Origin of the sequence: Bradyrhizobium frederickii (genome assembly GCF_004570865.1) — a bacterium.
In the GTDB taxonomy this organism is placed as follows: domain Bacteria; phylum Pseudomonadota; class Alphaproteobacteria; order Rhizobiales; family Xanthobacteraceae; genus Bradyrhizobium; species Bradyrhizobium frederickii.
Map to the genome: position 1 here is coordinate 98,133 of NZ_SPQS01000017.1, position 24,175 is coordinate 122,307.

A 24,175-nucleotide genomic window follows, 5' to 3' on the forward strand; every position below is an offset into this window, starting at 1 on the left:
GGGGCGCTACCGCGTCTCCAGCATGGCGACGCGGATGCCGAGATAGATGAACAGGCCGCCGAGCGCGCGGTTGACCCAGGCGATCGCGCCCTCGGACTCGCGCAGCCGGTGGGCGGCCTTCGCCGCGAACGCCGCCAGCACCAGGCACCACAGCGTTCCCGTAAAGATGAAGATCAGGCCGAGCGTCAGGAAGGCGAGCGGCTTGTGCGGCGCATCGGCTGCGACGAATTGCGGCAGGAAGGCCAGGAAGAACAGCGCGACCTTGGGATTGAGTGCGTTGGTGAAGACGCCCTGGAGGAAAACCCGCCGCAGCGAGTTGCGCACCGGCTCGTCGATCGCCGCTGCCAGCACCGGGCGCGACCACAGCATCTGAAGCCCGGTCAGGACGAGATAGGCCGCACCGACCAGCTTCAGGATCGAGAAAGCGGTCGACGAGGCCATCAGCAGGGCTGAAAGGCCGATCGCCGCGGCCGCAACATGGACAAAACAGCCGCAACTGATGCCGAATGCGGCGGCGGCTCCGCCCCGCCAGCCCATCTGCATGCTGCGGCCGATGACGTAGACGGAATCGGGCCCAGGCGTGACGTTGAGCAGCACCCCCGACAGGATGAACAGCCAGATTTCGTGAATGCCCAGCATGGTGGTGCCCCTGCCGCCGTCCGGGCGGTCGCCACCACTTAGTCGGTTCGTCCCTCTCCGTCCACCGCCCGGATTGCGTGGGATTTGCCTCGAATTTGCAATGCGGATCCTACTATCGCTCGGCTGCAACTGCTCTATAAAGGCAGGGTTCTTGAAATGCGGGATTCGAGGCGACTGCCACGCCGTGGCCGGTCTGTCCTCCCTTGGAGCTGCGAGAATATGGAAAGACGTCTGGCTGCCATTGTCTGCGCCGATGTCGCCGGCTATTCGCGCATGATGGGCAGCGACGAGGCCGGTACCCATGCTGCCTTCAAGGCCCATCGCGCCGCGATCCACCCCATCATCCTCAATCACGGCGGCCGCGTCGTGAAGAACACCGGCGACGGCTTCCTGCTGGAATTCCCCTCCATCGTCGGCGCCGCCGAGGCAGCGATCGCGATGCAGACCCTGATGGCGGAGCGCAACCACCATCTGCCCGCCGACCGCGCCATGCAGTTCCGCCTCGGCATCCACATGGGCGACGTCATCGCCGACGAGGACGAGGTGTTCGGTGACGATGTCAACATTGCCGTCCGGCTGGAAGCGGTGGCGAGCCCCGGCGGCTTCGCCATCTCGGCCAAGGCCTTCCGCGAGGCGAGCAAGCATCTCACCGTGCCGCTGGTCGATGCTGGCAACCACCGCTTCAAGAACATCAAGGATCCGATCGGGGTCTTTACCTGGACGCCCGAGGGCGCCCCGGCGCTCGCGCCCGAGTTCCGGGAGGCATCCGCCCTCTCGCAGCAGTACCGCACCGCGATCGTCGGCGTGCTGCCCTTCGCCAATCTCAGCGACGCCCAGGACGAATATTTCTCCGACGGCCTCACCGAGGACCTGATCCACGCGCTGTCGCTGCAATCCTTCTATCGGGTGCTGAGCCGCAACTCGACCTTCGCCTTCAAGGGCAAGAACACGAGCACCCGCCTGATCGCGCGCGAGATCGACGCCACCTATCTGATCCAGGGCTCGGTGCGGCGCGCCGGTGCCAAGATCCGCGTCACCGCCGAGCTGATCGCGCCGGAGACCGGCGAGCAGCTCTGGACCGGCCGCTACGACCGCGACATCGGCGACCTGTTCGCGATGCAGGACGAGATCACGACCAGCCTGTCCGCCGCCATCGCCACCGAGATCGTCCGGGCGGAAGCCTCGGCACCGGCGCGGCTCTCGACCGACGTCACCGCCTGGGACCGCTTCCTCAAGGGGCTGTCGCATTACTACCGGCAGACCAAGGAGGATCTGGCCGTCGCGGTCGAGCTGTTCCGGGAGGCCATCGGGCTCGATCCCAAGCTGTCGATCGCACATGCGTATCTCGCCACGATCCAGATCCAGAGCATCCAGTTCGGCTGGGTCAAGGGCACGCGTGAGATGTGGGCCGAGGCGATGAGCCTGGCCGAAACCAGCGTCCGGCTCGATCCGCGCTCCTCCTTCGCGTTCTCGATCCTGACCTGGGCGCACGCGTTGGAGGGTCATCACGAGGCGGCAATGGACGCCGCCAAGCGCGCGGTCGCGCTCAACCCTTACGACAATGGCGCGCGCGGCGTGCTCGGCATCTGCCATTTCATGATCGGCGAGCACCGCGAGGCGATCGAGCTGTTCTCGATGGCGTCGCAGCGCGACAACAGCGACCCGCGCTACCAATGGGCGGCACTGAACGCCTTCAGCCATTATCTGTTGCGCCAATATGACGCGACCCTGTCATGGGCGCGCGAGCAGCTCTACATCAACCCCAACCACATGCAGGCGCTGGCGATTCGTGCCGCCGCGTTGGCGCAACTGGGACGAAACGACGAGGCGAGCGAAGCCGCCCGCGTGCTGATGAGCAACTACCCGACGCTCAACGTCGACCGTCACCTGCGTAATTTCCATTGGAAGAAGCCCGAACATCTCGCCCATTATCGCGAGGGCCTGCTGAAGGCCGGCGTGCCGCTCGGCAAGCTGACCCTGGTTCAGAGCGACGTCAAACGCGCCGCCGAGTCCTGACGGGCGCGCCGGGGACACCCACTCTGATCCTTGGCGACCTCGCGCCTGCTCTTATTGACACGACAGTGAAATCGACCACACTTCGTCACACGCTGAAGTAGTATATTGTGCTGTCGGTTTGTTAGGACTTTCCGCGCTTGATCGGCGCGCCATTTCACGATTCGCTGTTTTCAGGATTTGGGCCATGCATCACCCCGCCTCGAAGCCTCCCTTCGATCCGTCGATCCCGGTCTCGCCGAACAATCCATGCCCGTTCCTGCGCGGCCTCGTCGGTGAAGGTTTCGTCGAGGGCGGCACCGTCCCGCTGAACACGCTGTCGCAGACCATCGCAAATGCGACCGGCGAGACCGGGCTGAAGAAGGTCTCGGCCCGCATCCAGGTCCGCGGCGTTGCGCTCATCGCCAACGGCTTCAAGCACATCCTGAAGAGCATCTGGTCGGGTGCGCAGCTCGACGCGCTGCGCGGCGGTCCGCTCGACAAGCGCGGCGCCGGCTCGCGCATCCTCGGCGTCGACGGCAAGGTCAACGAGGACGAGATCGCGCGGCTCGCGAGCTTCGGCCGGACCTACACCGACCCGAACACCGGCAGCAGCGAGCCCGGCCTGAACGCCGCGGAAATCAAGACCTTCATGCGCGACAACCTCAAGCGGGCCGGCAGCGCCGTACGCTGGTACTACCCGCTGCTGATGAAATTCGAATGGCCCATCCTCTTGAAGATCATCGGCAAGGGCAAGACGGACGAGGAGCGCTATCTCAGCGTGGCCGACGTTCGCACGCTGTTCAACGAGCGCCGATTCCCCGATCGCATCAATCAGCGGATATTGTCGCAGCCGCTGCTGTCGACCTGCCAGCTGCGCTTTCGCTGGGCCGTCGCGCTGACGGCGTTCGTCATCGGCCTTGGGCTCGTCGCGCTGGTGGCCATCGCCGAATTCCCCAACCAGGTCCGCGCCATGCTGCCGCAAAAGGGCATCCTCGTGAACCTTCTGCCGCCGCCTTTGCCTGCAGTCCCGGAAACGAAGGCCGCCTTCTGGCTCGAGCAAAACTGGTCGATGAAGGACCGGCACTGGTTCCATCATGCCAGCCAGGGCACCGCGACCTTTCCGGTGCCCTATGAGTGGTTCATGGCGCTGGAGCAGCCGCGCCTGCATCTGTTCTCGAAGCCGGGCATGATGAAGGACAGCAGTTATCTCGAAGGCTTCGGCTTCATCCCGAGTCCGCAGTCGATCCAGACCGACACGACGACATTGCGCCGCTTCGGCTACGCCAATGTCTACGAGACGACGCAGGTGCCGGACTGGTCGACCAGGTGGACGCCGGCCGAGAACGTCGACGGCCTGCCGGTCGGATTCGCGCGGATGACCGGCGTCGTCGATCCCGCCACCGATCGTCGCGAAGAGGACAAGATCGGACTGACCTGCGCGGCCTGCCACACCGGCCAGATCCACTACCAGGGCGTGGACGTCCGCTTCGACGGCGGCCCGGCCATGACCGACCTGAAGAAGCTGGAGCTCTCCACCGGCCTGTCGATTGCCTATACGCTGTACGTCCCGTTCCGCTTCCAGCGCTTTGCCGATCGCGTGCTCGGCCCCGATGCCAGCAAGACCGACCGCGCCGCGCTCAAGCAGAAGCTCAGCGCAATCGGCACGTTCCTGATCGACTGGGCGAAAACCCAGCAAAGCACGATTGAAGGCAAGAAGACCTGGGACGGCCGGCAGCAGAAGGATACCGAGGAAGGGCTTGGCCGCCTCGACGCCCTCAACCGCATCGGCAACCAGGTCTTCTCGCAGGACCTGGCGCTGAGCGGGGTCAAGGGATTCGAGAAGAACCTGCACGCCCAGGACGCGCCGGTCAGCTACCCCGCGATCTGGACCGTGCCCTGGTTCAAGTTCGCCCAATACGACGCCTCGATCGAGCAGCCGCTGATCCGCAACGCCGGCGAGGCGCTCGGCGTGACCGCGCTGCTCAACCTGTCCGACGCCTATCCGGAGGACCGGCTGTGGCGCTCCTCGGTGAACATCAGGACGCTCGGCTGGATCGAGGACATGTTGAGAGGCCCCGATCCGTTCAAGTCGGCCGATTCTTCCACCGGTCCGAAGTTCGGCGGCCTGCTCGCGCCGAAATGGCCCTCGCAGATCCTCGGCGACGCATGGCGGCTGAAGCCCGATCGCGTCGAGCGCGGCCGCGCCATCTATGCCGAGATGTGCTCCGGATGCCACCTTCCGGCCGTCGACACCCCCGCCTTCTGGTCATCCAAGCACTGGGAGCCGAGCGGCGACAGCAAGGTGCTGAACGCCGTCACGATTCCGCTCAAGGAGATCAACACGGATCCCGAGCAGTCGCTCGTGCTCGGCAACAGGATCGTCGATGTGCCGGGCTTCCTGAAGGTGAACACGGCCGACCTCCAGACATGGTGGCAATGCGAGGTCCCGACCGCGAGCAAATCGCCCAACGAGATGGTCTATGCACTCGGCCTGATGACGGTGGTCGACCTCGTCGCGCGCAAATGGATGGACGACGAGAACATCTCGGAGGCAGAGCGGGGGAGATTGTGGAACCTGGCGCGCAAGAACTGCCTCAATCCGGCGCCCGATCCGCGCTATCGCGCGCGGCCGCTGAACGGGATCTGGGCCACCGCGCCTTACCTGCACAATGGCTCGGTGCCATCGCTGTATTGGCTGCTGAAGCCGGCGGGCGAGCGCCCGCAAAGATTCTGCATGGGCCGCCGCGACTATGATCCCGAGACCGTCGGTTTTGCTGTCACCGCAAATGAGACGTGCAAGACGGGTGAAACGGAGTTCTCTGCGACGGGATCCGACGGCAAGCCGGTTCAGGGCAACAGCGTTCTCGGCCATTCCTTCGAGCGCAAGGACGGCGAGCCGAAACGCCCCGGCGTGATCGGCCGCGAATTCAAGGACGACGCCGAGCGCTACGATCTGATCGAGTATCTGAAGACGCTGTAGCGCGACCAGAGTTCGTCGTCATGGCCGGGCTTGTCCCGGCCATCCACGAACTTTTCCCTGCCCCAAGAACGTGGATGCCCGGGACAAGCCCGGGCATGATGAGTTCGTGGCACGATCCCTCGCTCAAGCGCTCACTTGAACAGCGGCGTGCCCGGCACGAAGGCGTCGAAGGCGGCCCAGAACTGGGAGCGGTAGCGGTCCCGCTCTTGCAGGATCTCGTGCTTGGCGCCGGCGATCACGAGATGGGATCCTGCGCGCAGATGATAGGCGAACTCCTCGATCGCCGCGGTCGAGACCACGGTGTCGTTGGAGGCCGCCAGCATCAGGATCGGCTGGCGGATCTGGGAGGGGTAGTTCACGCGCTTGAACGTGTGCATCGCGCGGAAAGCGGTATCGGCCCAGGCGACGGTCGGCGACGCCAGTCCGAGCGTCGGGTCCTCCTCCAGGATCGCGGCATTGCGTGCATAGCGGACGGGATCGCTGGTCACGGGATTGTTGATGAAGGGATCGAGCCCGGTGAGGCGGTCGCTGCCGCCGGGGACATAGCGGCCGCCCTGCCCGAGCAGGCGCATCGTCTTCAGCAACGCCCGCACCGGAAACGAGGTGGTGCGGCCGGGCAGGTCGATCATCGGTGCCGACAGCACCATGCGGTCGAACCAGCGCTTGCCCGCATGCGCCACCCGCAGCATCACCGTGCCGCCCATGGAATGGGCCAGCGCGAAGAACGGCGGCGGGCAATCCGGCAGCACCACCTGCTGCACGAAGGCCTCGACGTCGATCTCGAAATCGGCGAAATCGCGCACATAGCCCTTGCGCGGGTCGCGCAGGCGGCGCGAGGAGTGCCCCTGCCCGCGCCAGTCGATCATCGCCACCGCAAAGCCGCGGTCGCGCAGGTCGCGCACGGTCTCGAAATATTTCTCGATCTGCTCGCTGCGCCCGGTGAAGACGCAGACCGTGCCCTTGCGGTTCGCCGGCGGGGCCCAGCGTGCAAAGCGCAGCTCGACGCCATCGGGGGTCTTGATGGTGCCGCTGACGACGTTTTCGGGGACGGGGTTGGACGGGATCGAGACCAGCGTCATGATTGGAGGTGCTTGGGCGCGAAGTGCTGCAAATCAAGGGGCCAAAGCGCCGAAAAGGCGCAAATGCCGCCCTCTTGAACGCCGTCTCGTTCCACCCATATCACCTTCGTGCAGGCCGCTACCAGTGTTTCGGAACCGGAACATCAGGCTGCACACAGATGAAAGCCCGGCCCGATTGGCGGGCGGGTTACCCAACAGTCGCTCAATGGAGGACTTGACCATGCGTAGCTACGATCTCACCCCGTTCTATCGTTCCACCGTCGGCTTCGACCGCCTCTTCAGCCTGCTCGACCAGGCCGGTTCGGACGGCGGCAGCCCCGGCTATCCCCCCTACAACATCGAGCGCACCGGCGAGAACGCCTACCGCATCACCGTTGCGGTTTCGGGTTTCGCCAAGGACGAGCTCTCCATCGTCGCGAAGGAAAACACGCTGACGATCAAGGGCGAAAAGGTCGCTAACGAGAACAGCAAGAACGAAGTGCTGTACCGCGGCATCGCCGCGCGTGCCTTCGAGCGCGCTTTCCAACTCGCCGACTTCGTGCAGGTGAAGGACGCCTCGCTCGAGAACGGGCTGCTTCACGTCGACCTCGTCCGTGAGATTCCCGAGGCGAAGAAGCCGCGCCAGATCGCGATCAACACCGGCGCCCCGAAGGCGCAGGTGATCGAGAACTCGGCCGCGCAAGCCGCCGCGTAAATCGCGCGCCACTTCCAAGTTACGAAAACGCCCCGGTGCCCCGGGGCGTTTTTTTGCGTGTTCCGTCCACGGCTCTGGTTTTCGGTCGAAATGGAAATACTGGTTCGAGGCGCCATTCTAGGATGACATGGTGCTGCATAAGCCGGGCTGCGTGTCGCGGCCGGTACATCGATCGCGCAATCACGACGCGCCCGATCAAATGCCTGTCACGGGTGAGTGACCAAGCGTAACGCCACCGCCTCGCGCGCCGTCCTTTGGAGATCGAAAACAGAACGAGACGGAGAACGATCATGACCTTCTGGCGCAGCCTTTTCGTCGCCGCGAGCCTGCTGGCGGCTCCCATCAGCTTTGCCCATGCGCAGACGTCGCAGACGGTGAAGGCCAAGAACGTCGTGCTGGTGCACGGTGCCTGGGCCGACGGCTCCAGCTGGTCGGAGGTGATCCCGATCCTCCAGGCCGCAGGCCTGCATGTTACGGCTGTGCAGAATCCGCTGTCGTCGCTCGGCGACTCCGTCGAGGCGACCAAGCGCGCGCTGGCCGAGCAGGATGGTCCCACGGTGTTGGTCGCGCATTCCTGGGGCGGCACCGTGATCAGCCAGGTCGGCACCGATCCGAAAGTGACCGGGCTCGTCTATATCGCCGCCCGCGCGCCCGATGCGAACGAGGATTTCGTCGCCCTGTCGAAGCAGTTTCCGACCGGCCCGGTGCGCGCCGGCATCGTCGAACGCGACGGTTACACTAAGCTCTCGGAAGACGCCTTCCTGAAGTACTTTGCCAATGGCGTGAAGCCTGAGCAGGCCAAGGAGCTCTATGCCGTGCAGTGGCCGACCGCGGCCTCGATCTTCGCCGGCCGCACCACGGAAGCGGCATGGCGCAGCAAGCCGAGCTGGTACGCGGTGTCGAAGAACGACTACACGATCAACCCCGATCTCGAGCGCTTCCTCGCCAAGCGCATGAACGCCACCACGATCGAACTCGATGCCGGCCATCTCTCGCTGGTGTCGCATCCGAAGCAGGTGGCGAATCTGATCCTGGAAGCCGCGGGGTATCCGCGGAGCTAGGGTGATCGCTGAAAATGCAAGAGTGCCTGAGATCTTCAGGCGCTCTTTGTTTTACTCAATCTCTCCCCAATGTCGTCCCCGCGAACGCGGAGACCCATAACCCCAGGGAGTAGTTTGGCGAAGATTCTCAGTTCGGTACTCGCACCTCATCCCCACCGATCAATCACGCGGTATGGATCCCCGCGTTCGCGGGGATGACACCGTTGGTGAGGCCGACGCCGTCGCGCCAAACTCGCAGCGCTAATCGAGCCCCTGTGCGGCCGGCATGTCCTGGGTCGGCAGGATCGCCGGGGCAGGCTTGGCTTGGCCGACGGTCGGCGCGGCGCCTGCCGGAGCGGCCTCGACAGGCTTTGCCTGCACGGCAGCGGTCTGCTGTGCGGGAGCCTGCGGCGCTTGAACCTGCTGCGTCGCGGGCTCGGCCGGCCTGGCGACGGCAACCGGCGTCTCGCCGCGTCGTGGCGCGGCCTTGGGAAGCGGTACAGTGCGAGATGCCACATGCGGGATCGCGGCTGGCGGGCGCGGCGGGCCGCTGCGGACCATGACTGGCGGCGGCAGCGCGGTTTGCGGCCCATAAGGCGCGACCGCGCGCTCCTCATAGGCGGGCGCCATGCCGTAGGCGTCAGTGGCCGGCAGGAAGCGGATGATCCGACCATCGCGGGCATCGATCACGAGCCGGCCATCGTCGCCGCGACGGTCGATCACGGCGATCGTGTAGACGCTGCCGCGCAGGCGCGGGATGCCGAGCGGCGAGAAGCCGTTGTCACGCAGAACCGCATAGACCTCGGTGGCCGGCAACAGCGCAGGCGCCGGGCCGCGCTCCTCGTAGCCATAACCGTAGCCGTAGCGCGGCGGCGGGGGTGGCGCGGCTTCGCCCGGCACGTACGGTCCGTGGAAATCCGAGGCCGCGACATAGCCCCCGCCCCCGATACCGCTGGCCGGAACTTGGGCCCGAGTGGCGGTTGCAGCCAGCATCAGCGCGGCAGCGGCCACACATCCTGTGAAAAACTTCATGGTCGATACGCTCCTGTCAGGCCCCCGAATGCCTCGCGCTCTTTCGCTTCTTGCGGCGTGGCGCTCGGATCGAAGGGCTGAGGCGAAGCTTCATTGGGGATTCCGGCGTCCACAGGGCCGGATCAGGGCGCGTTTCCTTCAAAACCGCGGCTGCGCAACTTTTGGAAAGCGATTGATTGACATTAGGGGAATCGGGACTTCCGCACGCTTGTGTGCTAGACAAAAATTTGGCAAGGTGATGGTTAGGACAGGAAGACTGTCTCAATTTTGCTCGCGATCCCGGCACAGGGATTGCAGCGAATCCTGGTGCTCTCGGGACCCAGGAAGGTACCAGGCAAAGCCGTTCTCGGGGACGAAGAACGCCTAAGCCTGAATTTAAGAAAATGCGGCTCGCAAAGGACGAGCGGTGACCCAGAGGCGGGTGCCGCGGAACGCCCAAGGTGCGCCGAAGATAGCGGTGAGGCAGCTTGCCGCATGGAGAGGACAGGAACAATGAACGGGTCGCAATTCGAGCGCGCAAGCATCGTGGCAGAACAGCTGTCGGCGACGGCCGCCTCGAAAACGACCGATCCGATTCAGGAGCACAATTCGCGCCCCGAAGCCGAAGGCCTGTACGATCCGAGCCTGGAGAAGGATTCCTGCGGCGTCGGCTTCATCGCCAACATCAAGGGCAAGAAGTCGCACGAGATCGTCTCGGATGCGTTGAACATCCTCTGCAATCTCGAGCATCGTGGTGCTGTCGGCGCCGACCCGCGCGCCGGCGACGGCGCCGGCATTCTGGTGCAGATCCCGCACGCCTTCTTCAGCCGCAAGGCCAAGGAGCTCGGCTTCGCGCTGCCGGCGCCCGGCGAATACGCCATCGGCGCGCTGTTCATGCCGCGCGACACCGCCTGGCGCAACGTCATCAAGAGCATCATCGCCGACCAGATCAAGGAAGAGGGCCTGACCCTGCTCGGCTGGCGCGACGTCCCGACCGACAATTCCTCGCTCGGCGTCACCGTGAAGCCGACGGAGCCCGCCTGCATGCAGGTGTTCATCGGCCGCAACGACACCGCCAAGACCGAGGACGAATTCGAGCGCCGGCTCTACATCCTGCGCAAGTCGATCTCGCAGGCGATCTACCAGCGCCGCGACCGCGGGCTTGCGGGCTATTACCCGTGCTCGATGTCCTGCCGCACCGTGATCTACAAGGGCATGTTCCTCGCCGACCAGCTCGGCAAGTACTATCCCGATCTGCACGAGCAGGACTTCGAGAGCGCGCTCGCGCTCGTGCACCAGCGCTTCTCGACCAACACCTTCCCGGCCTGGTCGCTGGCGCACCCCTACCGCATGATCGCCCATAACGGCGAGATCAACACGCTGCGCGGTAACACCAACTGGATGGCGGCGCGGCAGGCTTCGGTGAGCTCCGAGCTGTACGGCAAGGACATCAACCGGCTCTGGCCGATCTCCTATGAAGGTCAGTCGGACACCGCCTGCTTCGACAACGCGCTCGAATTCCTGGTGCAGGGTGGCTACTCGCTTCCGCACGCCGTCATGATGATGATTCCGGAGGCGTGGGCCGGCAATCCGCTGATGGACGAGAAGCGCCGCGCCTTCTACGAATATCACGCCGCGCTGATGGAGCCGTGGGACGGCCCCGCCGCGATCGCCTTCACCGACGGCCGCCAGATCGGCGCCACGCTCGACCGCAACGGCCTCAGGCCCGCGCGCTACCTCGTCACCAAGGACGACCGCATCGTGATGGCGTCCGAGATGGGCGTGCTGACCATCCCTGAGGACCAGATCATCACCAAGTGGCGCTTGCAGCCCGGCAAGATGCTGCTGGTCGATCTCGAGCAGGGTCGCCTCATTCCCGACGACGAGATCAAGGCCGAGCTCGCCAGGAGCCATCCCTACAAGGAGTGGCTGGAGCGGACCCAGATCGTGCTGGAAGAGCTGCCGAAGGTGCCGACCACCGGCGTGCGCTCCAATCTGTCGCTGCTGGATCGCCAGCAGGCGTTCGGCTACAGCCAGGAAGACATCGCGATCCTGATGACGCCGATGGCGGCCACCGGCGAAGAGGCCGCGGGCTCGATGGGTAACGACACGCCGATCTCGGCGCTGTCGGACAAGGCCAAGCCGCTGTTCACCTACTTCAAGCAGAACTTCGCGCAGGTCACCAACCCGCCGATCGACCCGATCCGCGAGGAGCTGGTGATGAGCCTCGTCTCCATCATCGGACCGCGGCCGAACCTGTTCGACCTGCAGGGCATGGCCACCACCAAGCGTCTCGAAGTGCGTCAGCCGATCCTGACCGACGCTGACCTGGAAAAGATCCGCTCGATCTCGGACGTGGCCGACACCCACTTCAAGTCGCGCACGCTGGACACGACTTTCCATGCCGGTCTCGGTGCGGCCGGCATGGACCAGGTGCTGGACGAGCTCTGCGCGCGCGCCGAGAGCGCGGTGCGCGAGGGCGTCAACATCATCATCCTGTCCGACCGCATGGTCGGCACCGACCGGGTACCGATCCCGTCGCTGCTGGCTTGTGCCTCGGTGCATCATCACCTGATCCGCACGGGTTTGCGCACCTCGGTCGGCCTCGTCGTCGAATCCGGCGAGCCGCGCGAAGTGCATCACTTCGCCTGTCTCGCGGGCTACGGCGCCGAGGCGATCAATCCTTACCTCGCGTTCGAGACCATCATCGCGATGAAGGATCGCCTGCCCGGCTCGCTCGACGACTACGAAATCGTCAAGCGCTACATCAAGTCGATCGGCAAGGGCCTGCTCAAGGTGATGTCCAAGATGGGCATCTCGACCTACCAGTCCTATTGCGGCGCTCAGATCTTCGACGCCGTCGGCCTCAAGGCCGACTTCGTCGCCAAGTTCTTTGCCGGCACTCACACCCGCGTCGAGGGCGTCGGCCTTGCCGAGATCGCCGAAGAAGCGGTGCGGCGTCATGCCGACGCGTTCGGCGAGGCACTGGTCTACAAGAACGCGCTCGATGTCGGCGGCGAATATGCCTATCGCAGCCGCGGCGAGGACCATGCCTGGACCGCCGAGTCGGTGTCGCTGTTGCAGCACGCCGCGCGCGGCAATTCGCAGGAGCGCTACCGCGCCTTCGCCAAGATCCTCAACGAGCAGTCGGAGCGGCTCCTGACGCTGCGCGGTCTGTTCCGGATCAAGAACGCGGAGGAGGAGAAGCGCAAGCCGATCCCGCTCGACCAGGTCGAGCCGGCCAAGGACATCGTCAAGCGCTTCGCCACGGGTGCGATGAGCTTCGGCTCGATCTCGCGCGAGGCACACACCACGCTCGCGATCGCCATGAACCGGATCGGCGGCAAGTCGAACACCGGCGAAGGCGGCGAGGAAGCCGATCGCTTCAAGCCGATGCCGAACGGAGATTCCATGCGTTCGGCGATCAAGCAGGTCGCCTCGGGCCGCTTCGGCGTCACCACGGAGTATCTCGTCAACTCCGACATGATGCAGATCAAGATGGCGCAGGGTGCCAAGCCCGGCGAAGGCGGCCAGCTGCCCGGCCACAAGGTCGACGCGACCATCGCCAAGGTCCGGCACTCGACACCGGGCGTCGGCCTGATCTCGCCGCCGCCGCACCACGACATCTACTCGATCGAGGACCTGGCGCAGCTGATCTACGACCTCAAGAACGTCAACCCGACGGGCGACGTCTCGGTCAAGCTGGTCTCCGAGATCGGCGTCGGCACGGTGGCCGCGGGCGTTGCCAAGGCGCGCGCCGACCATGTCACCATCGCGGGCTTTGAGGGCGGCACCGGCGCTTCGCCGCTGACCTCGATCAAGCACGCCGGCTCACCGTGGGAGATCGGCCTTGCCGAAACCCATCAGACGCTGGTGCGCGAGCGGCTGCGCAGCCGCATCGTGGTCCAGGTCGACGGCGGCTTCCGCACCGGCCGTGACGTCGTGATCGGCGCGCTGCTGGGTGCCGACGAGTTCGGCTTCGCCACCGCGCCCTTGATCGCGGCCGGCTGCATCATGATGCGCAAGTGCCATCTCAACACCTGCCCGGTCGGCGTCGCGACCCAGGATCCGGTGCTGCGCAAGCGCTTCACCGGCCAGCCCGAGCACGTGATCAACTACTTCTTCTTCGTCGCGGAGGAAGTCCGCGAGATCATGGCCTCGCTCGGCTTCCGCACATTTAACGAGATGGTCGGCCAGGTGCAGCTGCTCGACCAGACCAAGCTGGTGGCGCATTGGAAGGCCAAGGGCCTCGACTTCTCCAAGCTGTTCGTCAAGCAGAAGGAAGAGAAGGGCCAGAAGATCTATCACTCCGAGCGCCAGAACCATCATCTGGAGGCGGTGCTCGACCGCTCGCTGATCGAGCAGGCCCAGCCTGCGCTCGACCGCGGCGCGCCGGTGAAGATCGAGGCCAGCATCAACAGCACCAACCGCTCCGCGGGCGCGATGCTGTCCGGTGCCGTCGCCAAGATCTACGGCCATGCCGGCCTGCCGCACGATACCATCCATGTCAGCCTCAAGGGCACCGCCGGCCAGGCCTTCGGCGCCTGGCTCGCCCACGGCGTCACCTTCGAGCTCGAAGGCGAAGGCAACGACTATGTCGGCAAGGGCCTGTCGGGCGGCAAGATCATCGTCAAGCCGCCGCAGAACTCCGGCATCGTGCCGGAAGAGAGCATCATCGTCGGCAACACCGTGATGTACGGTGCGATCGCGGGCGAGTGCTACTTCCGCGGCATCGCCGGCGAGCGTTTTGCCGTGCGCAATTCGGGCGCGGTCGCCGTGGTCGAGGGCGCGGGCGATCATTGCTGCGAATACATGACCGGCGGCATCGTGGTCGTGCTCGGCAAGACCGGGCGCAACTTCGCGGCCGGCATGTCCGGCGGCATCGCCTATGTGCTCGACGAGACCGGCGACTTCGACAAGCTGTGCAACCTCAGCATGGTCGAGCTCGAGCCGGTGCTGTCCGAGGAGCTGATCAACGCCGGCACCTATCACCATGCCGGTGACCTCGAGGCGCACGGTCGGGTCGACGTGTTCAAGAACCTGCTCGCCTCCGACGTCGAGCGGCTGCACGTCCTGATCTCGCGCCACGCGAAAGCCACCGGCTCCAGGCGCGCCGCCGACATCCTTGCCAATTGGAAGGAATGGCTGCCCAAATTCCGCAAGGTGATGCCGGTCGAGTACCGGCGCGCGCTGCGCGAACTGGCCGCCAACGCGGACGCCGAGCCGAAAATCGCGATCGGGGCGTAAGAAAAAAGCCCTCATGGTGAGGAGCGCGCAGCGCGTCTCGAACCATGAGGTCACCATCCGGGCCTCATCCTTCGAGACGCGGCGCGAAAAGCGCGCCGCTCCTCAGGAAGAGGAGTGAGAGAACAAACGACTAAGCGGCAGGGACTTCGGGTTTAATGGGCAAGATCACGGGTTTTCTCGAAATCGAACGGCGCGACCGCAAGTACACCCCGGTCACCGAGCGCGTGAAGCATTACAAGGAATTCGTCGTTCCCCTCTCCGAGAAGGAGGTGCGCGACCAGGCCGCGCGCTGCATGAACTGCGGCATTCCCTATTGCCACGGCACCGGCTCGGTCGCGCCCGGCACGCCCGGCTGCCCGGTCAACAACCAGATCCCCGACTGGAACGACCTCGTCTATCAGGGCAATTGGGAAGAGGCCTCGCGCAATCTGCACTCCACCAACAATTTTCCGGAGTTTACGGGGCGAATTTGCCCGGCGCCGTGCGAAGCCTCCTGCACGCTCAACATCGACGACAACCCGGTCACCATCAAGACCATCGAATGCGCGATCGTCGACCGCGCCTGGGACAATGGCTGGCTCAAGCCGGAGATCGCCGCCCAGAAGACCGGCAAGAAGGTCGCGGTGATCGGCTCGGGCCCGGCCGGCATGGCCTGCGCGCAGCAGCTCGCGCGCGCCGGCCACGACGTGCACGTCTACGAGAAGTACGCCAGGGCCGGCGGCCTGCTGCGCTACGGCATCCCCGACTTCAAGATGGAGAAGGGCGTCATCGACCGCCGGGTCGCTCAGATGGAAGCCGAAGGCGTCACCTTCCATTACAACAGCCATGTCGGCGCGGACGGCAATGTCGATCCGCGCGAGATGCTCAACGAGTACGACGCGGTGGCGCTGACCGGCGGCGCGGAAGCCCCGCGCGACCTGCCGATTCCCGGCCGTGAGTTGTCAGGCATCCACTACGCCATGGATTTCCTGCCGCAGCAGAACCGCCGCGTCTCGAATGAGCCGCTCGGCGGCGTCCAGGAGATTTTGGCCGGCGGCAAGCACGTCGTCGTCATCGGCGGCGGCGACACCGGATCTGACTGCATCGGCACCTCGCTGCGCCAGGGCGCGCTCTCCGTGACCCAGCTCGAGATCATGCCCGCTCCGCCCGAGCGCGAGAACAAGGGCCTGACCTGGCCGAACTGGCCGCTGAAGATGCGGACCTCCTCCAGCCAGGCCGAAGGCGCGGTGCGCGAATACGCCGTGCTGACGCAGAAATTTTCCGGCGAGGACGGCAAGGTCAAAAAGCTGCACTGCGTGCACGTCGACGACAAGTTCAAGCCGATCGCCGGCACCGAGTTCGAGCTCGAGGCCGAACTCGTCCTGCTCGCCATGGGCTTCGTCCATCCCGTGCACGAGGGCCTGCTCAAGCTGCTCTCGGTCGAGCTCGACCCGCGCGGCAACGTCAAGGCCAACACGCTGGACTACCAGACCTCGCGCCCGAACGTGTTCTCCGCCGGCGACATGCGCCGCGGCCAGTCGCTGGTGGTCTGGGCGATCCGCGAGGGCCGGCTGTGCGCGCGGTCGATTGATACGTTTTTGATGGGGAAGACGGACCTGCCGCGGTAGGTGTTGGTCCGCTGCCAGCCTTACAGACGGTGTCATCGCCCGGCTTGACCGGGCGATCCAGTATTCCAGAAACGTTCGTGATTGAGGCGATGGGCCGCGGCGTACTGGATGCCCCGGTCAAGCCGGGGCATGACTACAGAGTGATTGGGCAAAGCGCGCCTCAGCCTAAGACGTGCGGAAAGTGCAGCGCGTCCCACTCGTCAAGCCGGAACAGAACCTTACCGTATTCAAGAAGCTTGTCGTTCGGTCGATAGGGGCGTGTCGAAACTTCAACGTCCGACGGGACATCGGAAGGCATTAAGTGAAAGTGCTCGTTTGTTTCACTTAGAGCCAGCAATTCCTTGACGAGGAGATCTCGGCCTTCGGGATTAAGCCATAACTCGAATTCACCGGCCGAATTGATGTCCAAAGTAATTCGGGCTGCCATGATGGCTTCTCCTCAATTCTGCAGCCTCACGCCCACCATCACCACGGTCCCCTGCGAGCTCGACCCCGGCTGGTTCGACTCCAGGATGTCATGCCGCAGCGTGCCCTTGACCCAGATGTTGCGGTTGAGCTTGTAGATCAGATTGCCTTCGAGCGAATAGGTCTTGTCGTTGCGGTTCTGGCCCTGGTAGTCGAGCGTGCCGTAGGTGAACTTGCCGACGGCGGTGAGCCAGCGGCGGAAGTCGTGGTCGACTTCGGCCGAGTAGGTCCGCACCAGGACGCCGGAGGAGCCGGCGACCGTAGTCTCCGCGATCTGCGTGTCGGTGAAGAATTTCACCGTGGTCAGCCCGCTCGCATTCCAGATCAGCGAGCCCGAGGTGAGAAACCCTGCGAGCTGGCTGAGACGCGGGTCGGTGTAGTTGCGCGCGGAATAACCGACCGAGACTTCGCCGGTGAGGATGCGCGAGAACTCGAAGGACGAGCCGACCTTGGCATAGCCGCCGTTCGAATCGCGGAAGTAACCGTTGCGATCGGCGGCCTGATCGTGGACGCGGGTGTCGCCCTGGATCTCGACGAACGGCTTCAGCCCGGGCTTCAGATCGTAAGAGAAGCGCCCGACGCCGCCATACTGGTTGAAGTTACGGTCGTCGTTGCTGAAGGTCGCCCCGTCGGTAAGTTTCGAGTCCGTGTAGGTGGTGCGATCGACGGTGGCGCCGGCGGCGACCTGGAAGCGATTGAAGGTCTGGTCGAAGCCGACGGTGGTGCCATAGGCGGCGTAAACAGGATATTTCTGCAATCCGGTCTGCACGTTCGGGCTGCCGGGATTGTCGGTGGCGAGGCGCAGGCGCAGCTGCGAGGTCAGCTTGAGATCACGGGTGACGTCGAGCCGGCCGTCGACATGGCCGGTAAAGTCAGGACGATTGATCTCGACCGGCGACGGCGAGGCAGAACCGTCGATCGTCGCCGGCATATTGTTGGTGTAGCCCGAGAACGAGCCGCGCAGGTCGGCGACCAGCGCGTGGCGCTCCCAGTCGGATACGACGAGGAGGTCGGGCGCGACCACGACGACCGGCGAGCCGACCGGCTTGTTGAGACGCGCCGGATTGGTGTCGTAGCCGGTGGAGAGCTCGAGCCCGCCCTTGATCAGGAAGCTGCCGGCGTAGTCGCCGACGGCGCCGAACGGATCGTCATCCGCCTTGAGGCGGCGGCGCAGCGGCTGGCCGGGCACGTTGCCCGCCATCGCCGCGGGCACGGGTGACTTGTTCGCGGAGGCGGATGGCGGCGGTGCAATCTTCGGCAGGCCGAGTGTGGACGGCGGCGCCGTGGTCGGCACCGGCGAGCCGGGACCGGCCGCGCGCTTCGGCTTCGGCTGGCCGGGATAGAGCTTGGGTTGCTGTCGCTTGCGGTTGAGCGAGTCGTAGCCGGCGCCGCTCGCGCCGGTGGCCGCGGGAAGGCCATAGGTCGGGACCTGCCCGATGCGGGAGGCCGCCGGCCTCTCGCGGGCCTTGCGCGGATCGGCACTGGGATCGGGCAGCGCCGGCAACGCGTCCGACGGCGCCTGCGGCACGCCCGCCGTGCGGCGGGTCGGCAGCGTCTCGGGCGAGGCGAAGCCGCCGCGGTTGGGATTGAACAGATCGGGCGTGAGGCTCTGGGCGGCCGCGGGGGCATTTCCGAGGGCGGTCAGCGCAAGGCAGGGGACAAGACACGGCAAAGCCGCGCGCAGGAATTGCGCGCGTTTGCTCCGGCCGGTGCCAGGAGACCACCCCACGATGGAATAACTCCAACGAAATCAAACACTTTCACGATCGCGCCCACCGGCTGGCGGGAACCATCGTTAATGGAGTTAAAACAATTATGGTTAATGACCCGTTGAGGGCCCTGGCGCGCGCGTCGCCTCCAGAGCCGCGGCGTGCTAATGAGGCGCCGACCGGGCAAACGCCCCCTCCTCCCTGGACCAGATTATGCCGAGCTCGAAACCGCTGATGACCGCATCATCCGGCCCCATCCCTGACAGCGTCGAATCCGCGCTCCGCACCCTGGAGACGGAGAGCGGCGGCATCAACGCGCTCGCAGCCGCCCTGCGCGGCCCACTGGGCGAGACGTTTGCCAAAGCGGTCGAGCTGATTCGCAATGCCAAGGGCCGCGTCATCGTCACCGGGCTCGGCAAGTCCGGCCATATGGGGCGCAAGATCGCCGCAACGCTGGCCTCGACCGGCACGCCCGCCTTCTTCGTGCATGCCGCCGAGGCCGGCCATGGCGATCTCGGCATGATCACCACCGACGACGTCATCATGGCGCTGTCCTGGTCCGGCGAGCAGCCGGAGATGAAGAACCTCGTGAACTATTCGGCGCGCTTCGCCATTCCGATGATCGCGGTGACGTCGAATGCGTCGTCGTCGCTGGGCCAAGCCGCCGACATCGTGATCGAACTGCCGAAAGCGCGCGAGGCCTGCCCGCACAATCTGGCGCCGACTACCTCGACGCTGATGCAGGCGGCGATCGGCGACGCACTCGCGATCGCGCTGCTCGAAGGCCGCGGCTTCACTGCGCTCGAGTTCGCGCATTTCCACCCGGGCGGCAAGCTGGGCGCGATGCTGAAATTCGTCCGCGACTACATGCGCACGGGCGCGGAAATCCCGGTCAAACGCCTGGGCACCGAGATGTCAGAAGCCGTGGTCGAGATGTCGGCCAAGGGCCTCGGCTGCGTCTGCATCGTCAACGCTGCGGGCGAGGCCGTCGGCATCATCACCGACGGCGACCTGCGCCGCAACATGCGGCCCGACCTGCTCTCGGCATCGGTCGACGACATCATGACCAAACAGCCGAAGACGGTGCCGCCCTCGATGCTCGCCACCGAGATGATCGAGGTGCTGAACACCCGCAAGATCACGACGCTGGTCGTCACCGAGGCGGGCAAGGTGGTGGGCATCGTGCATCTGCACGATCTGCTGCGGGCGGGCGTGGCTTAAGGCGCGGTCTCTCCCCGCGCCGTCATTCCGGGGCGCGCCCGCTTGGGCGCGAGCCCGGAATCCATTCATCTCCGAGGGCGCTGCACGATGGATTCCGGGCTCACGCTTCGCTTGCCCCGGAATGACGGCAAGGGATTCATTGCGGAAACCGCGCGGCCTTCTCCTCCAGCGACAACCGCAGCCCGTTCGCCAGATACGACACCGTGCGATAGAATCCGCACAGCAAAATGATCTCCAGGATCTGCGCCTCGTCGTAATGCGCCGAGAGCGCGGCGAATTCCTCGTCGGTGAACGTCGCACGGGCGTGCAGCGCGTCGACGGCCGCGATCAGGGCCTGCTCCGCCGCTGACCAGCAGGCCGACATCGCATCGCCTTGCACGGTCGCACGCACCTCGTCCTCGGCGAGCTTCGCCGGCCCGGCGAAAACAGCGACATGCACGCCCCATTCATATTCGCATCTGTTCAGCGCACAGGTGCGGTCGATGACGATCTCGCGCTGGCGCAGCGAGAGCGGGCCGGGATCGAGCAAGCCGCCGGCACGAAACTTGTCCCAGGCGCGGCCGTGACCTGCCATCACCCGGAACAGCAGCAGCGGCGGCGCGCCGCGCATGATGCGGTCGAACTGTGCCTGGATCTCCGGGGGATAAGGCGGGATGAGCGGCGCAATGCGCGGCGTGGATGGGGACACGAGCCGTCTCTCGTTGCTACAATTACCGTAGCATAACGCTACATTATCTGTAGCAAACCGCAAGAGGGTGACGATGGCCAAGAAGCCCGGCACGACGACGCCTCGGGTGCGGGCATCGCGCAGCGGACGGCCGATCATGGCGCTGCTCGATCTGCTCGGGCGGCGCTGGAGCCTGCGGATATTGTGGGAGTTGCGCGGCGAGCCCCTCACCTCCCGCGCGTTGCGCAGCGCCTGCGACGAGGCCTCGCCGACGGTGCTGCAGGCACGGCTGACGGAGCTGCGCGAGGCGGGGTTCGTCGAGCTTGGCGAAGGCGGAGGTTATGGGCTGACGGCGCTGGGACGGGACCTGTGCGAGACGTTCATGCCGCTGCACCGGTTTGCGGAGAGGTGGAAGGCCCTTTCCCCCTCTCCCCGCTTGCGGGGGAGGTCGGGGTGAGGGGGAGCCTCCGCGGAGACGGTGAGAGACGGACTCGCTGAGAGTCCCCCTCACCCGGATTGCATCTGCGATGCAATCCGGCCTCTCCCCGCAAGCGGGGAGAGGCGAAGAGAGCTACGCCGCCGCGACCGTCAGATTGGCACCGTCCACCTGCACCACCTTCACCCGCGTTCCGGCGGGCGTGTCGGGGCCCGCCACGCGCCAAACCGTGTCGCCGATGCGCATAGTGCCGCTGCCGTCGATGATCGGCTTCTCCAGCGTGAACTCACGCCCGAGCAAGGCCTCGGCGCGCTTGTTGAGGAAGGGGCTGGCGCTCGCATCCGGCTTCGGCCGGGCCAGGCGGCGCCACACCGGCACGGCGGCGGCGGCGAACACCGCGAACATCACCAGCTGCAGCTGCCAGGACGTGGTCACGGCGAACGCGATCAAACCCACCAGCAGCGCGGCGAGCCCAAGCCAGAACAGGAATATGCCCGGCGCCAGCACCTCCAGCGCCATCAGGACGAAGCCGAAGATCAGCCAGTTCCAGGTGCCGAGCGATACGAACATGTCGGTCATGACGCGATCTTCCATCATTGGCGCAAGCCCTAGCGAAGGGTCATGCGCCGGTGACTATCCCTGCCGCGGCGGCACCGCCGGCGGCATGCTGCCGGTCGGGGGCACTGAGCCGGGGCGGCGAGCGGCGGCGGACCCAGAGGCCGCGCTCTCGCCGAACGTCGCCTTGGCGATCTCGCCGATGCCGGCGAGCGAACCGAGCATGCTCGTGGCCTCGATCGGCAGCATGATGATCTTCTGGTTCGGCGCCTCCGCGAACTGGCCGAACGCCTTGATATATTTGTCCGCGATGAAATAGTTCAACGCGGCGACGTCGCCCTTGGCAATGGCCTCGCTCACCATCTGCGTGGCCTTCGCTTCCGCCTCCGCCGAACGCTCGCGTGCCTCGGCGTCGCGGAACGCGGCTTCCTTGCGGCCTTCGGCCTGCAGGATCTGACCCTGCTTGGCGCCCTCGGCGCGCAGGATCTCCGACTGGCGCTGGCCTTCGGCGGCCAAGATGTCGGCGCGCTTGACGCGCTCGGCCTTCATCTGCCGGCCCATGGCCTCGACGAGGTCGGCGGGCGGCACGATATCCTTGATCTCGATGCGGTTGACCTTGAGGCCCCAGGGCGAGACCGCGGCATCGACAACGCGCAAAAGGCGCTCGTTGATCTCGTCGCGATGCGACAGCACCTGGTCGAGATCCATCGCGCCCATCACCGAACGGATGTTGGTCATGGTCAGGACGGTGATGGCCTGCGTCAGGTTGGAAACCTCGTAGCTTGCTTTCGCGGCGTCGAACACCTGGTAGAAGGCGACGCCGTCCACCGTCACGGTGGCGTTGTCCTTGGTGATGACCTCCTGCTCGGGAATGTCGATCACCTGCTCCATCATGTTGATCTTGCGCCCGACGCGATCGAAATAGGGCACGATCAAATTGAGGCCGGGGCTCAGCGTCTGCGTGTATTTGCCGAACCGCTCGATGGTCCAGTCATAGCCCTGCGGCACCGTCTTCACGCCGGCCACCAGCGTGACGATGACGAGCAAGACGAGAACAATCGCGAAAATGTCGAAACCGCTCATATTTCCTCCAAGTCAGGAAAGGCCTTTCCCGCGCTGTCATTGGTCGGGAACACGACCTTACCGGTTCAGCGGTCGCGCGTAACGTCGGCATCAGTGCAAATCTGCACAAGGCGGACGGAGCGGAATCGCGACGATTATGTATTTGGAGGGAGGCTCTTGAAGGATGCGGGAGCGAACCTAGCGGCAAAGGTTAATATTGCGGTGCAGGCGCCTGTCATATCCAGCCCTGCAGCTCGCGCAACACCAGGCTGCGGATCACGTCCATGCCGGGCTGGCTGTCGTTGAGGCAGGGAATCGCGGAAAACTGCTCACCGCCATTGTGCTTGAAGATCTCGGCGTTCTCCTGCGCAATCTCCTCCAGCGTTTCCAGGCAGTCGGCGGAAAAGCCCGGCGTCACCACCGCGATGCGGCGCACGCCTTCCTTCGCGAGCCGCTCCATGGTCTTGTCGGTATAGGGCTGAAGCCACTCGGCATTGCCGAAGCGCGACTGGAAGGTCAGCAGCAGCTTCGTCTCGTCCATGCCGAGCCGGCGGCGCAGCGCCTCGGTGGTGGCGATGCAGTGCTGCTGATAGGGATCGCCCTTCTCGACATAGGATTTCGGCATGCCGTGGAAGGACGCAACGATCAGCTCGGGCTTGAACGGCAGGCTCGCCAGATGCGTCTCGATCGAGCTCGCGAGCGCCTCGATATAGGCCGCGTCCTCATAGTAAGGCGGCGTCACCCGCAGCGTCGGCTGGTTGCGCAGGCGCGCCAGCACACGGAACACTTCGTCGCAGACGGTCGCCGAGGTCGAGGCGGAGTATTGCGGATAGAGCGGCACCGCGAGGATACGCTCGCAGCCCTTCGCGATCAGCGCGTCGATGCCGGACTTGATCGAAGGATTGCCGTAGCGCATCGCCCAGTCCACCATAACGTGGGCACGGTCCGACAGTGCCGCGGCGAGCTTGTCGGCTTGCGACCGCGTGATGGTCTTCAGCGGCGATTCATTCTTCTCGGTGTTCCAGATCTTCTGGTAATCGAGCGCCTTGGTGCGGGGACGGCTGCGCAGGATGATGCCGTTCAGCACGGCTTTCCAGATCAGGCCCTGGTCCTCGATGACGCGGGCGTCACTGAGGAACTCCTTCAGATAGACCCGCACGCCCGGCGCGTCGGCGGTGTCGGGCGTGCCGAGATTGACCAGGAGCACGCCGACGCGCGGCAAGGCGGATTGGGCGGCTGGTTTTCCGGTCTCGATGGGGACGACACTGGTCATGCCTGTGTGGGTCGCGCGTTGGTCCGAACTTGTCAAGATGAGGCCGATTTCGTTAGGGTCGCACCCAGGCCGAGGAACGACGATGACACTCGCGGAATGGTGCGTCTTTGGAGCGCTGCTGCTCTATCTGTCTACGATCGCCGCGGTCAAATGGATCAGGTTTCGGCGCTTCGACAATTCCCGGCCGCGGGACCCCGCCTTCTATGAGGACGCGCTGTCGCAGCGTGCGCTCGGCGCGCACCAGAATGGCATCGAGACCTTCCCGTTCTTCGCCTTTGCGGTGCTGCTCGCCGAATACCGGGATTCGCCGCAGCGCCTCGTCGACGAACTCGCGGCCCTCTTCCTCATCGTCCGCCTCGCCTATGTGCTGACCTATCTCGGCAACCGACCGACGCTGCGCTCGATCCTCTGGAGCGTCGGCTTTGCGATCAATCTCGGGATCTTCTTCATGCCGGCCTTGAAGCGGTTCCTGCCGGTGTGAGGTAATCTGTCGTG

Annotated in this window: 18 protein-coding genes; 9 read left to right on the plus strand and 9 right to left on the minus strand. The window is 65.2% G+C overall.

Features of this window, described 5'->3' with window-relative positions; genetic code table 11:
- Positions 1-6 precede the first annotated feature (6 nt).
- Positions 7-639, minus strand: a complete 633-nt coding sequence (locus tag E4K64_RS26780; protein ID WP_135166152.1) for a LysE family translocator — start codon at positions 637-639, stop codon at positions 7-9.
- Positions 640-858: 219 nt separating this feature from the next.
- Here E4K64_RS26780 and E4K64_RS26785 point away from each other — a divergent pair, with 219 nt between their 5' ends.
- Complete coding sequence (locus E4K64_RS26785) at positions 859-2,655, plus strand: adenylate/guanylate cyclase domain-containing protein (RefSeq protein WP_167772275.1); 1,797 nt, start codon at positions 859-861, stop codon at positions 2,653-2,655.
- Positions 2,656-2,839: 184 nt separating this feature from the next.
- Positions 2,840-5,614, plus strand: a complete 2,775-nt coding sequence (locus E4K64_RS26790) for a di-heme-cytochrome C peroxidase (RefSeq protein WP_135166154.1) — start codon at positions 2,840-2,842, stop codon at positions 5,612-5,614.
- A 131-nt stretch (positions 5,615-5,745) separates the two neighbouring features.
- On the opposite strand, the gene E4K64_RS26795 is transcribed toward E4K64_RS26790, so the two are convergent.
- Positions 5,746-6,693, minus strand: a complete 948-nt coding sequence (locus E4K64_RS26795; protein ID WP_135166155.1) for an alpha/beta fold hydrolase — start codon at positions 6,691-6,693, stop codon at positions 5,746-5,748.
- A 220-nt stretch (positions 6,694-6,913) separates the two neighbouring features.
- On the opposite strand from E4K64_RS26795, the gene E4K64_RS26800 reads away from it, so the two are divergent.
- Together E4K64_RS26800 and E4K64_RS26805 are read left to right on the plus strand one after the other, a co-directional pair.
- Positions 6,914-7,387: an Hsp20 family protein gene (locus E4K64_RS26800; RefSeq protein WP_167772276.1), complete on the plus strand. Its 474-nt coding sequence runs from the start codon at positions 6,914-6,916 to the stop codon at positions 7,385-7,387.
- 290 nt (positions 7,388-7,677) lie between these two features.
- Positions 7,678-8,448, plus strand: coding sequence for an alpha/beta fold hydrolase (locus E4K64_RS26805; protein ID WP_135166157.1), 771 nt, complete (start codon positions 7,678-7,680; stop codon positions 8,446-8,448).
- A gap of 240 nt (positions 8,449-8,688) precedes the next feature.
- Here the strand turns inward: E4K64_RS26805 and E4K64_RS26810 are convergent, their stop codons facing one another.
- Positions 8,689-9,459, minus strand: coding sequence for a flagellar biosynthesis protein FlhF (locus tag E4K64_RS26810; protein WP_135166158.1), 771 nt, complete (start codon positions 9,457-9,459; stop codon positions 8,689-8,691).
- Positions 9,460-9,951: 492 nt separating this feature from the next.
- On the opposite strand from E4K64_RS26810, the gene gltB reads away from it, so the two are divergent.
- The gene (gene gltB, locus E4K64_RS26815; RefSeq protein ID WP_135166159.1) at positions 9,952-14,685 is read left to right on the plus strand and encodes a glutamate synthase large subunit; all 4,734 of its coding nucleotides are present in this window, start codon (positions 9,952-9,954) and stop codon (positions 14,683-14,685) included.
- A gap of 155 nt (positions 14,686-14,840) precedes the next feature.
- Entirely contained in the window at positions 14,841-16,292 is a 1,452-nt protein-coding gene (locus E4K64_RS26820; RefSeq protein ID WP_135166160.1) for a glutamate synthase subunit beta, read from the plus strand.
- 160 nt (positions 16,293-16,452) lie between these two features.
- Here E4K64_RS26820 and E4K64_RS26825 read toward each other — a convergent pair whose 3' ends face one another.
- Both E4K64_RS26825 and E4K64_RS26830 read right to left on the minus strand, forming a co-directional pair.
- On the minus strand, positions 16,453-16,719 hold the full coding sequence (locus E4K64_RS26825) for a hypothetical protein (protein WP_135166161.1): 267 nt from the start codon (positions 16,717-16,719) through the stop codon (positions 16,453-16,455).
- Positions 16,720-16,731: 12 nt separating this feature from the next.
- Complete coding sequence (locus tag E4K64_RS26830; protein ID WP_135166162.1) at positions 16,732-18,486, minus strand: outer membrane beta-barrel protein; 1,755 nt, start codon at positions 18,484-18,486, stop codon at positions 16,732-16,734.
- A gap of 193 nt (positions 18,487-18,679) precedes the next feature.
- On the opposite strand from E4K64_RS26830, the gene E4K64_RS26835 reads away from it, so the two are divergent.
- A complete protein-coding gene (locus tag E4K64_RS26835; protein WP_135166163.1) occupies positions 18,680-19,687 on the plus strand; it encodes a KpsF/GutQ family sugar-phosphate isomerase in 1,008 nt (335 codons plus the stop codon).
- A gap of 136 nt (positions 19,688-19,823) precedes the next feature.
- Here E4K64_RS26835 and E4K64_RS26840 read toward each other — a convergent pair whose 3' ends face one another.
- Positions 19,824-20,375 (minus strand): carboxymuconolactone decarboxylase family protein, encoded by a 552-nt coding sequence (locus E4K64_RS26840; RefSeq protein WP_135166164.1) that lies wholly within the window; start codon positions 20,373-20,375, stop codon positions 19,824-19,826.
- A gap of 73 nt (positions 20,376-20,448) precedes the next feature.
- Between E4K64_RS26840 and E4K64_RS26845 the strand changes: the two genes are divergently transcribed.
- Positions 20,449-20,811: a winged helix-turn-helix transcriptional regulator gene (locus E4K64_RS26845; RefSeq protein ID WP_135166165.1), complete on the plus strand. Its 363-nt coding sequence runs from the start codon at positions 20,449-20,451 to the stop codon at positions 20,809-20,811.
- Positions 20,812-20,925: 114 nt separating this feature from the next.
- Here E4K64_RS26845 and E4K64_RS26850 read toward each other — a convergent pair whose 3' ends face one another.
- The 3 genes from E4K64_RS26850 to hemH all read right to left on the minus strand — a co-directional run bounded on the left by E4K64_RS26850 (position 20,926) and on the right by hemH (position 23,680).
- Complete coding sequence (locus E4K64_RS26850) at positions 20,926-21,369, minus strand: NfeD family protein (protein ID WP_135166166.1); 444 nt, start codon at positions 21,367-21,369, stop codon at positions 20,926-20,928.
- A gap of 54 nt (positions 21,370-21,423) precedes the next feature.
- On the minus strand, positions 21,424-22,428 hold the full coding sequence (locus E4K64_RS26855; protein WP_135166167.1) for an SPFH domain-containing protein: 1,005 nt from the start codon (positions 22,426-22,428) through the stop codon (positions 21,424-21,426).
- 214 nt (positions 22,429-22,642) lie between these two features.
- Positions 22,643-23,680, minus strand: a complete 1,038-nt coding sequence (hemH, locus tag E4K64_RS26860; RefSeq protein WP_135166168.1) for a ferrochelatase — start codon at positions 23,678-23,680, stop codon at positions 22,643-22,645.
- A gap of 82 nt (positions 23,681-23,762) precedes the next feature.
- On the opposite strand from hemH, the gene E4K64_RS26865 reads away from it, so the two are divergent.
- Positions 23,763-24,161 carry an MAPEG family protein gene (locus tag E4K64_RS26865; RefSeq protein ID WP_135166169.1) on the plus strand — a complete coding sequence of 133 codons (399 nt, stop codon included), beginning with the start codon at positions 23,763-23,765 and terminating at the stop codon, positions 24,159-24,161.
- Positions 24,162-24,175 lie beyond the last annotated feature (14 nt).

Excerpts from the sequence above, each read along its gene's own strand:
- E4K64_RS26845 (WP_135166165.1), top strand. The coding sequence starts at position 20,449 with ATGGCCAAGAAGCCCGGCACGACGACGCCTCGGGTGCGGGCATCGCGC.
- E4K64_RS26850 (WP_135166166.1), bottom strand. The coding sequence starts at position 21,369 with ATGACCGACATGTTCGTATCGCTCGGCACCTGGAACTGGCTGATCTTC.
- E4K64_RS26825 (WP_135166161.1), bottom strand. The coding sequence starts at position 16,719 with ATGGCAGCCCGAATTACTTTGGACATCAATTCGGCCGGTGAATTCGAG.
- hemH (WP_135166168.1), bottom strand. The coding sequence starts at position 23,680 with ATGACCAGTGTCGTCCCCATCGAGACCGGAAAACCAGCCGCCCAATCC.
- gltB (WP_135166159.1), top strand. The coding sequence starts at position 9,952 with ATGAACGGGTCGCAATTCGAGCGCGCAAGCATCGTGGCAGAACAGCTG.
- E4K64_RS26785 (WP_167772275.1), top strand. The coding sequence starts at position 859 with ATGGAAAGACGTCTGGCTGCCATTGTCTGCGCCGATGTCGCCGGCTAT.
- E4K64_RS26855 (WP_135166167.1), bottom strand. The coding sequence starts at position 22,428 with ATGAGCGGTTTCGACATTTTCGCGATTGTTCTCGTCTTGCTCGTCATC.
- E4K64_RS26835 (WP_135166163.1), top strand. The coding sequence starts at position 18,680 with ATGCCGAGCTCGAAACCGCTGATGACCGCATCATCCGGCCCCATCCCT.
- E4K64_RS26800 (WP_167772276.1), top strand. The coding sequence starts at position 6,914 with ATGCGTAGCTACGATCTCACCCCGTTCTATCGTTCCACCGTCGGCTTC.
- E4K64_RS26780 (WP_135166152.1), bottom strand. The coding sequence starts at position 639 with ATGCTGGGCATTCACGAAATCTGGCTGTTCATCCTGTCGGGGGTGCTG.
- E4K64_RS26790 (WP_135166154.1), top strand. The coding sequence starts at position 2,840 with ATGCATCACCCCGCCTCGAAGCCTCCCTTCGATCCGTCGATCCCGGTC.
- E4K64_RS26810 (WP_135166158.1), bottom strand. The coding sequence starts at position 9,459 with ATGAAGTTTTTCACAGGATGTGTGGCCGCTGCCGCGCTGATGCTGGCT.
- E4K64_RS26865 (WP_135166169.1), top strand. The coding sequence starts at position 23,763 with ATGACACTCGCGGAATGGTGCGTCTTTGGAGCGCTGCTGCTCTATCTG.
- E4K64_RS26820 (WP_135166160.1), top strand. The coding sequence starts at position 14,841 with ATGGGCAAGATCACGGGTTTTCTCGAAATCGAACGGCGCGACCGCAAG.
- E4K64_RS26805 (WP_135166157.1), top strand. The coding sequence starts at position 7,678 with ATGACCTTCTGGCGCAGCCTTTTCGTCGCCGCGAGCCTGCTGGCGGCT.
- E4K64_RS26795 (WP_135166155.1), bottom strand. The coding sequence starts at position 6,693 with ATGACGCTGGTCTCGATCCCGTCCAACCCCGTCCCCGAAAACGTCGTC.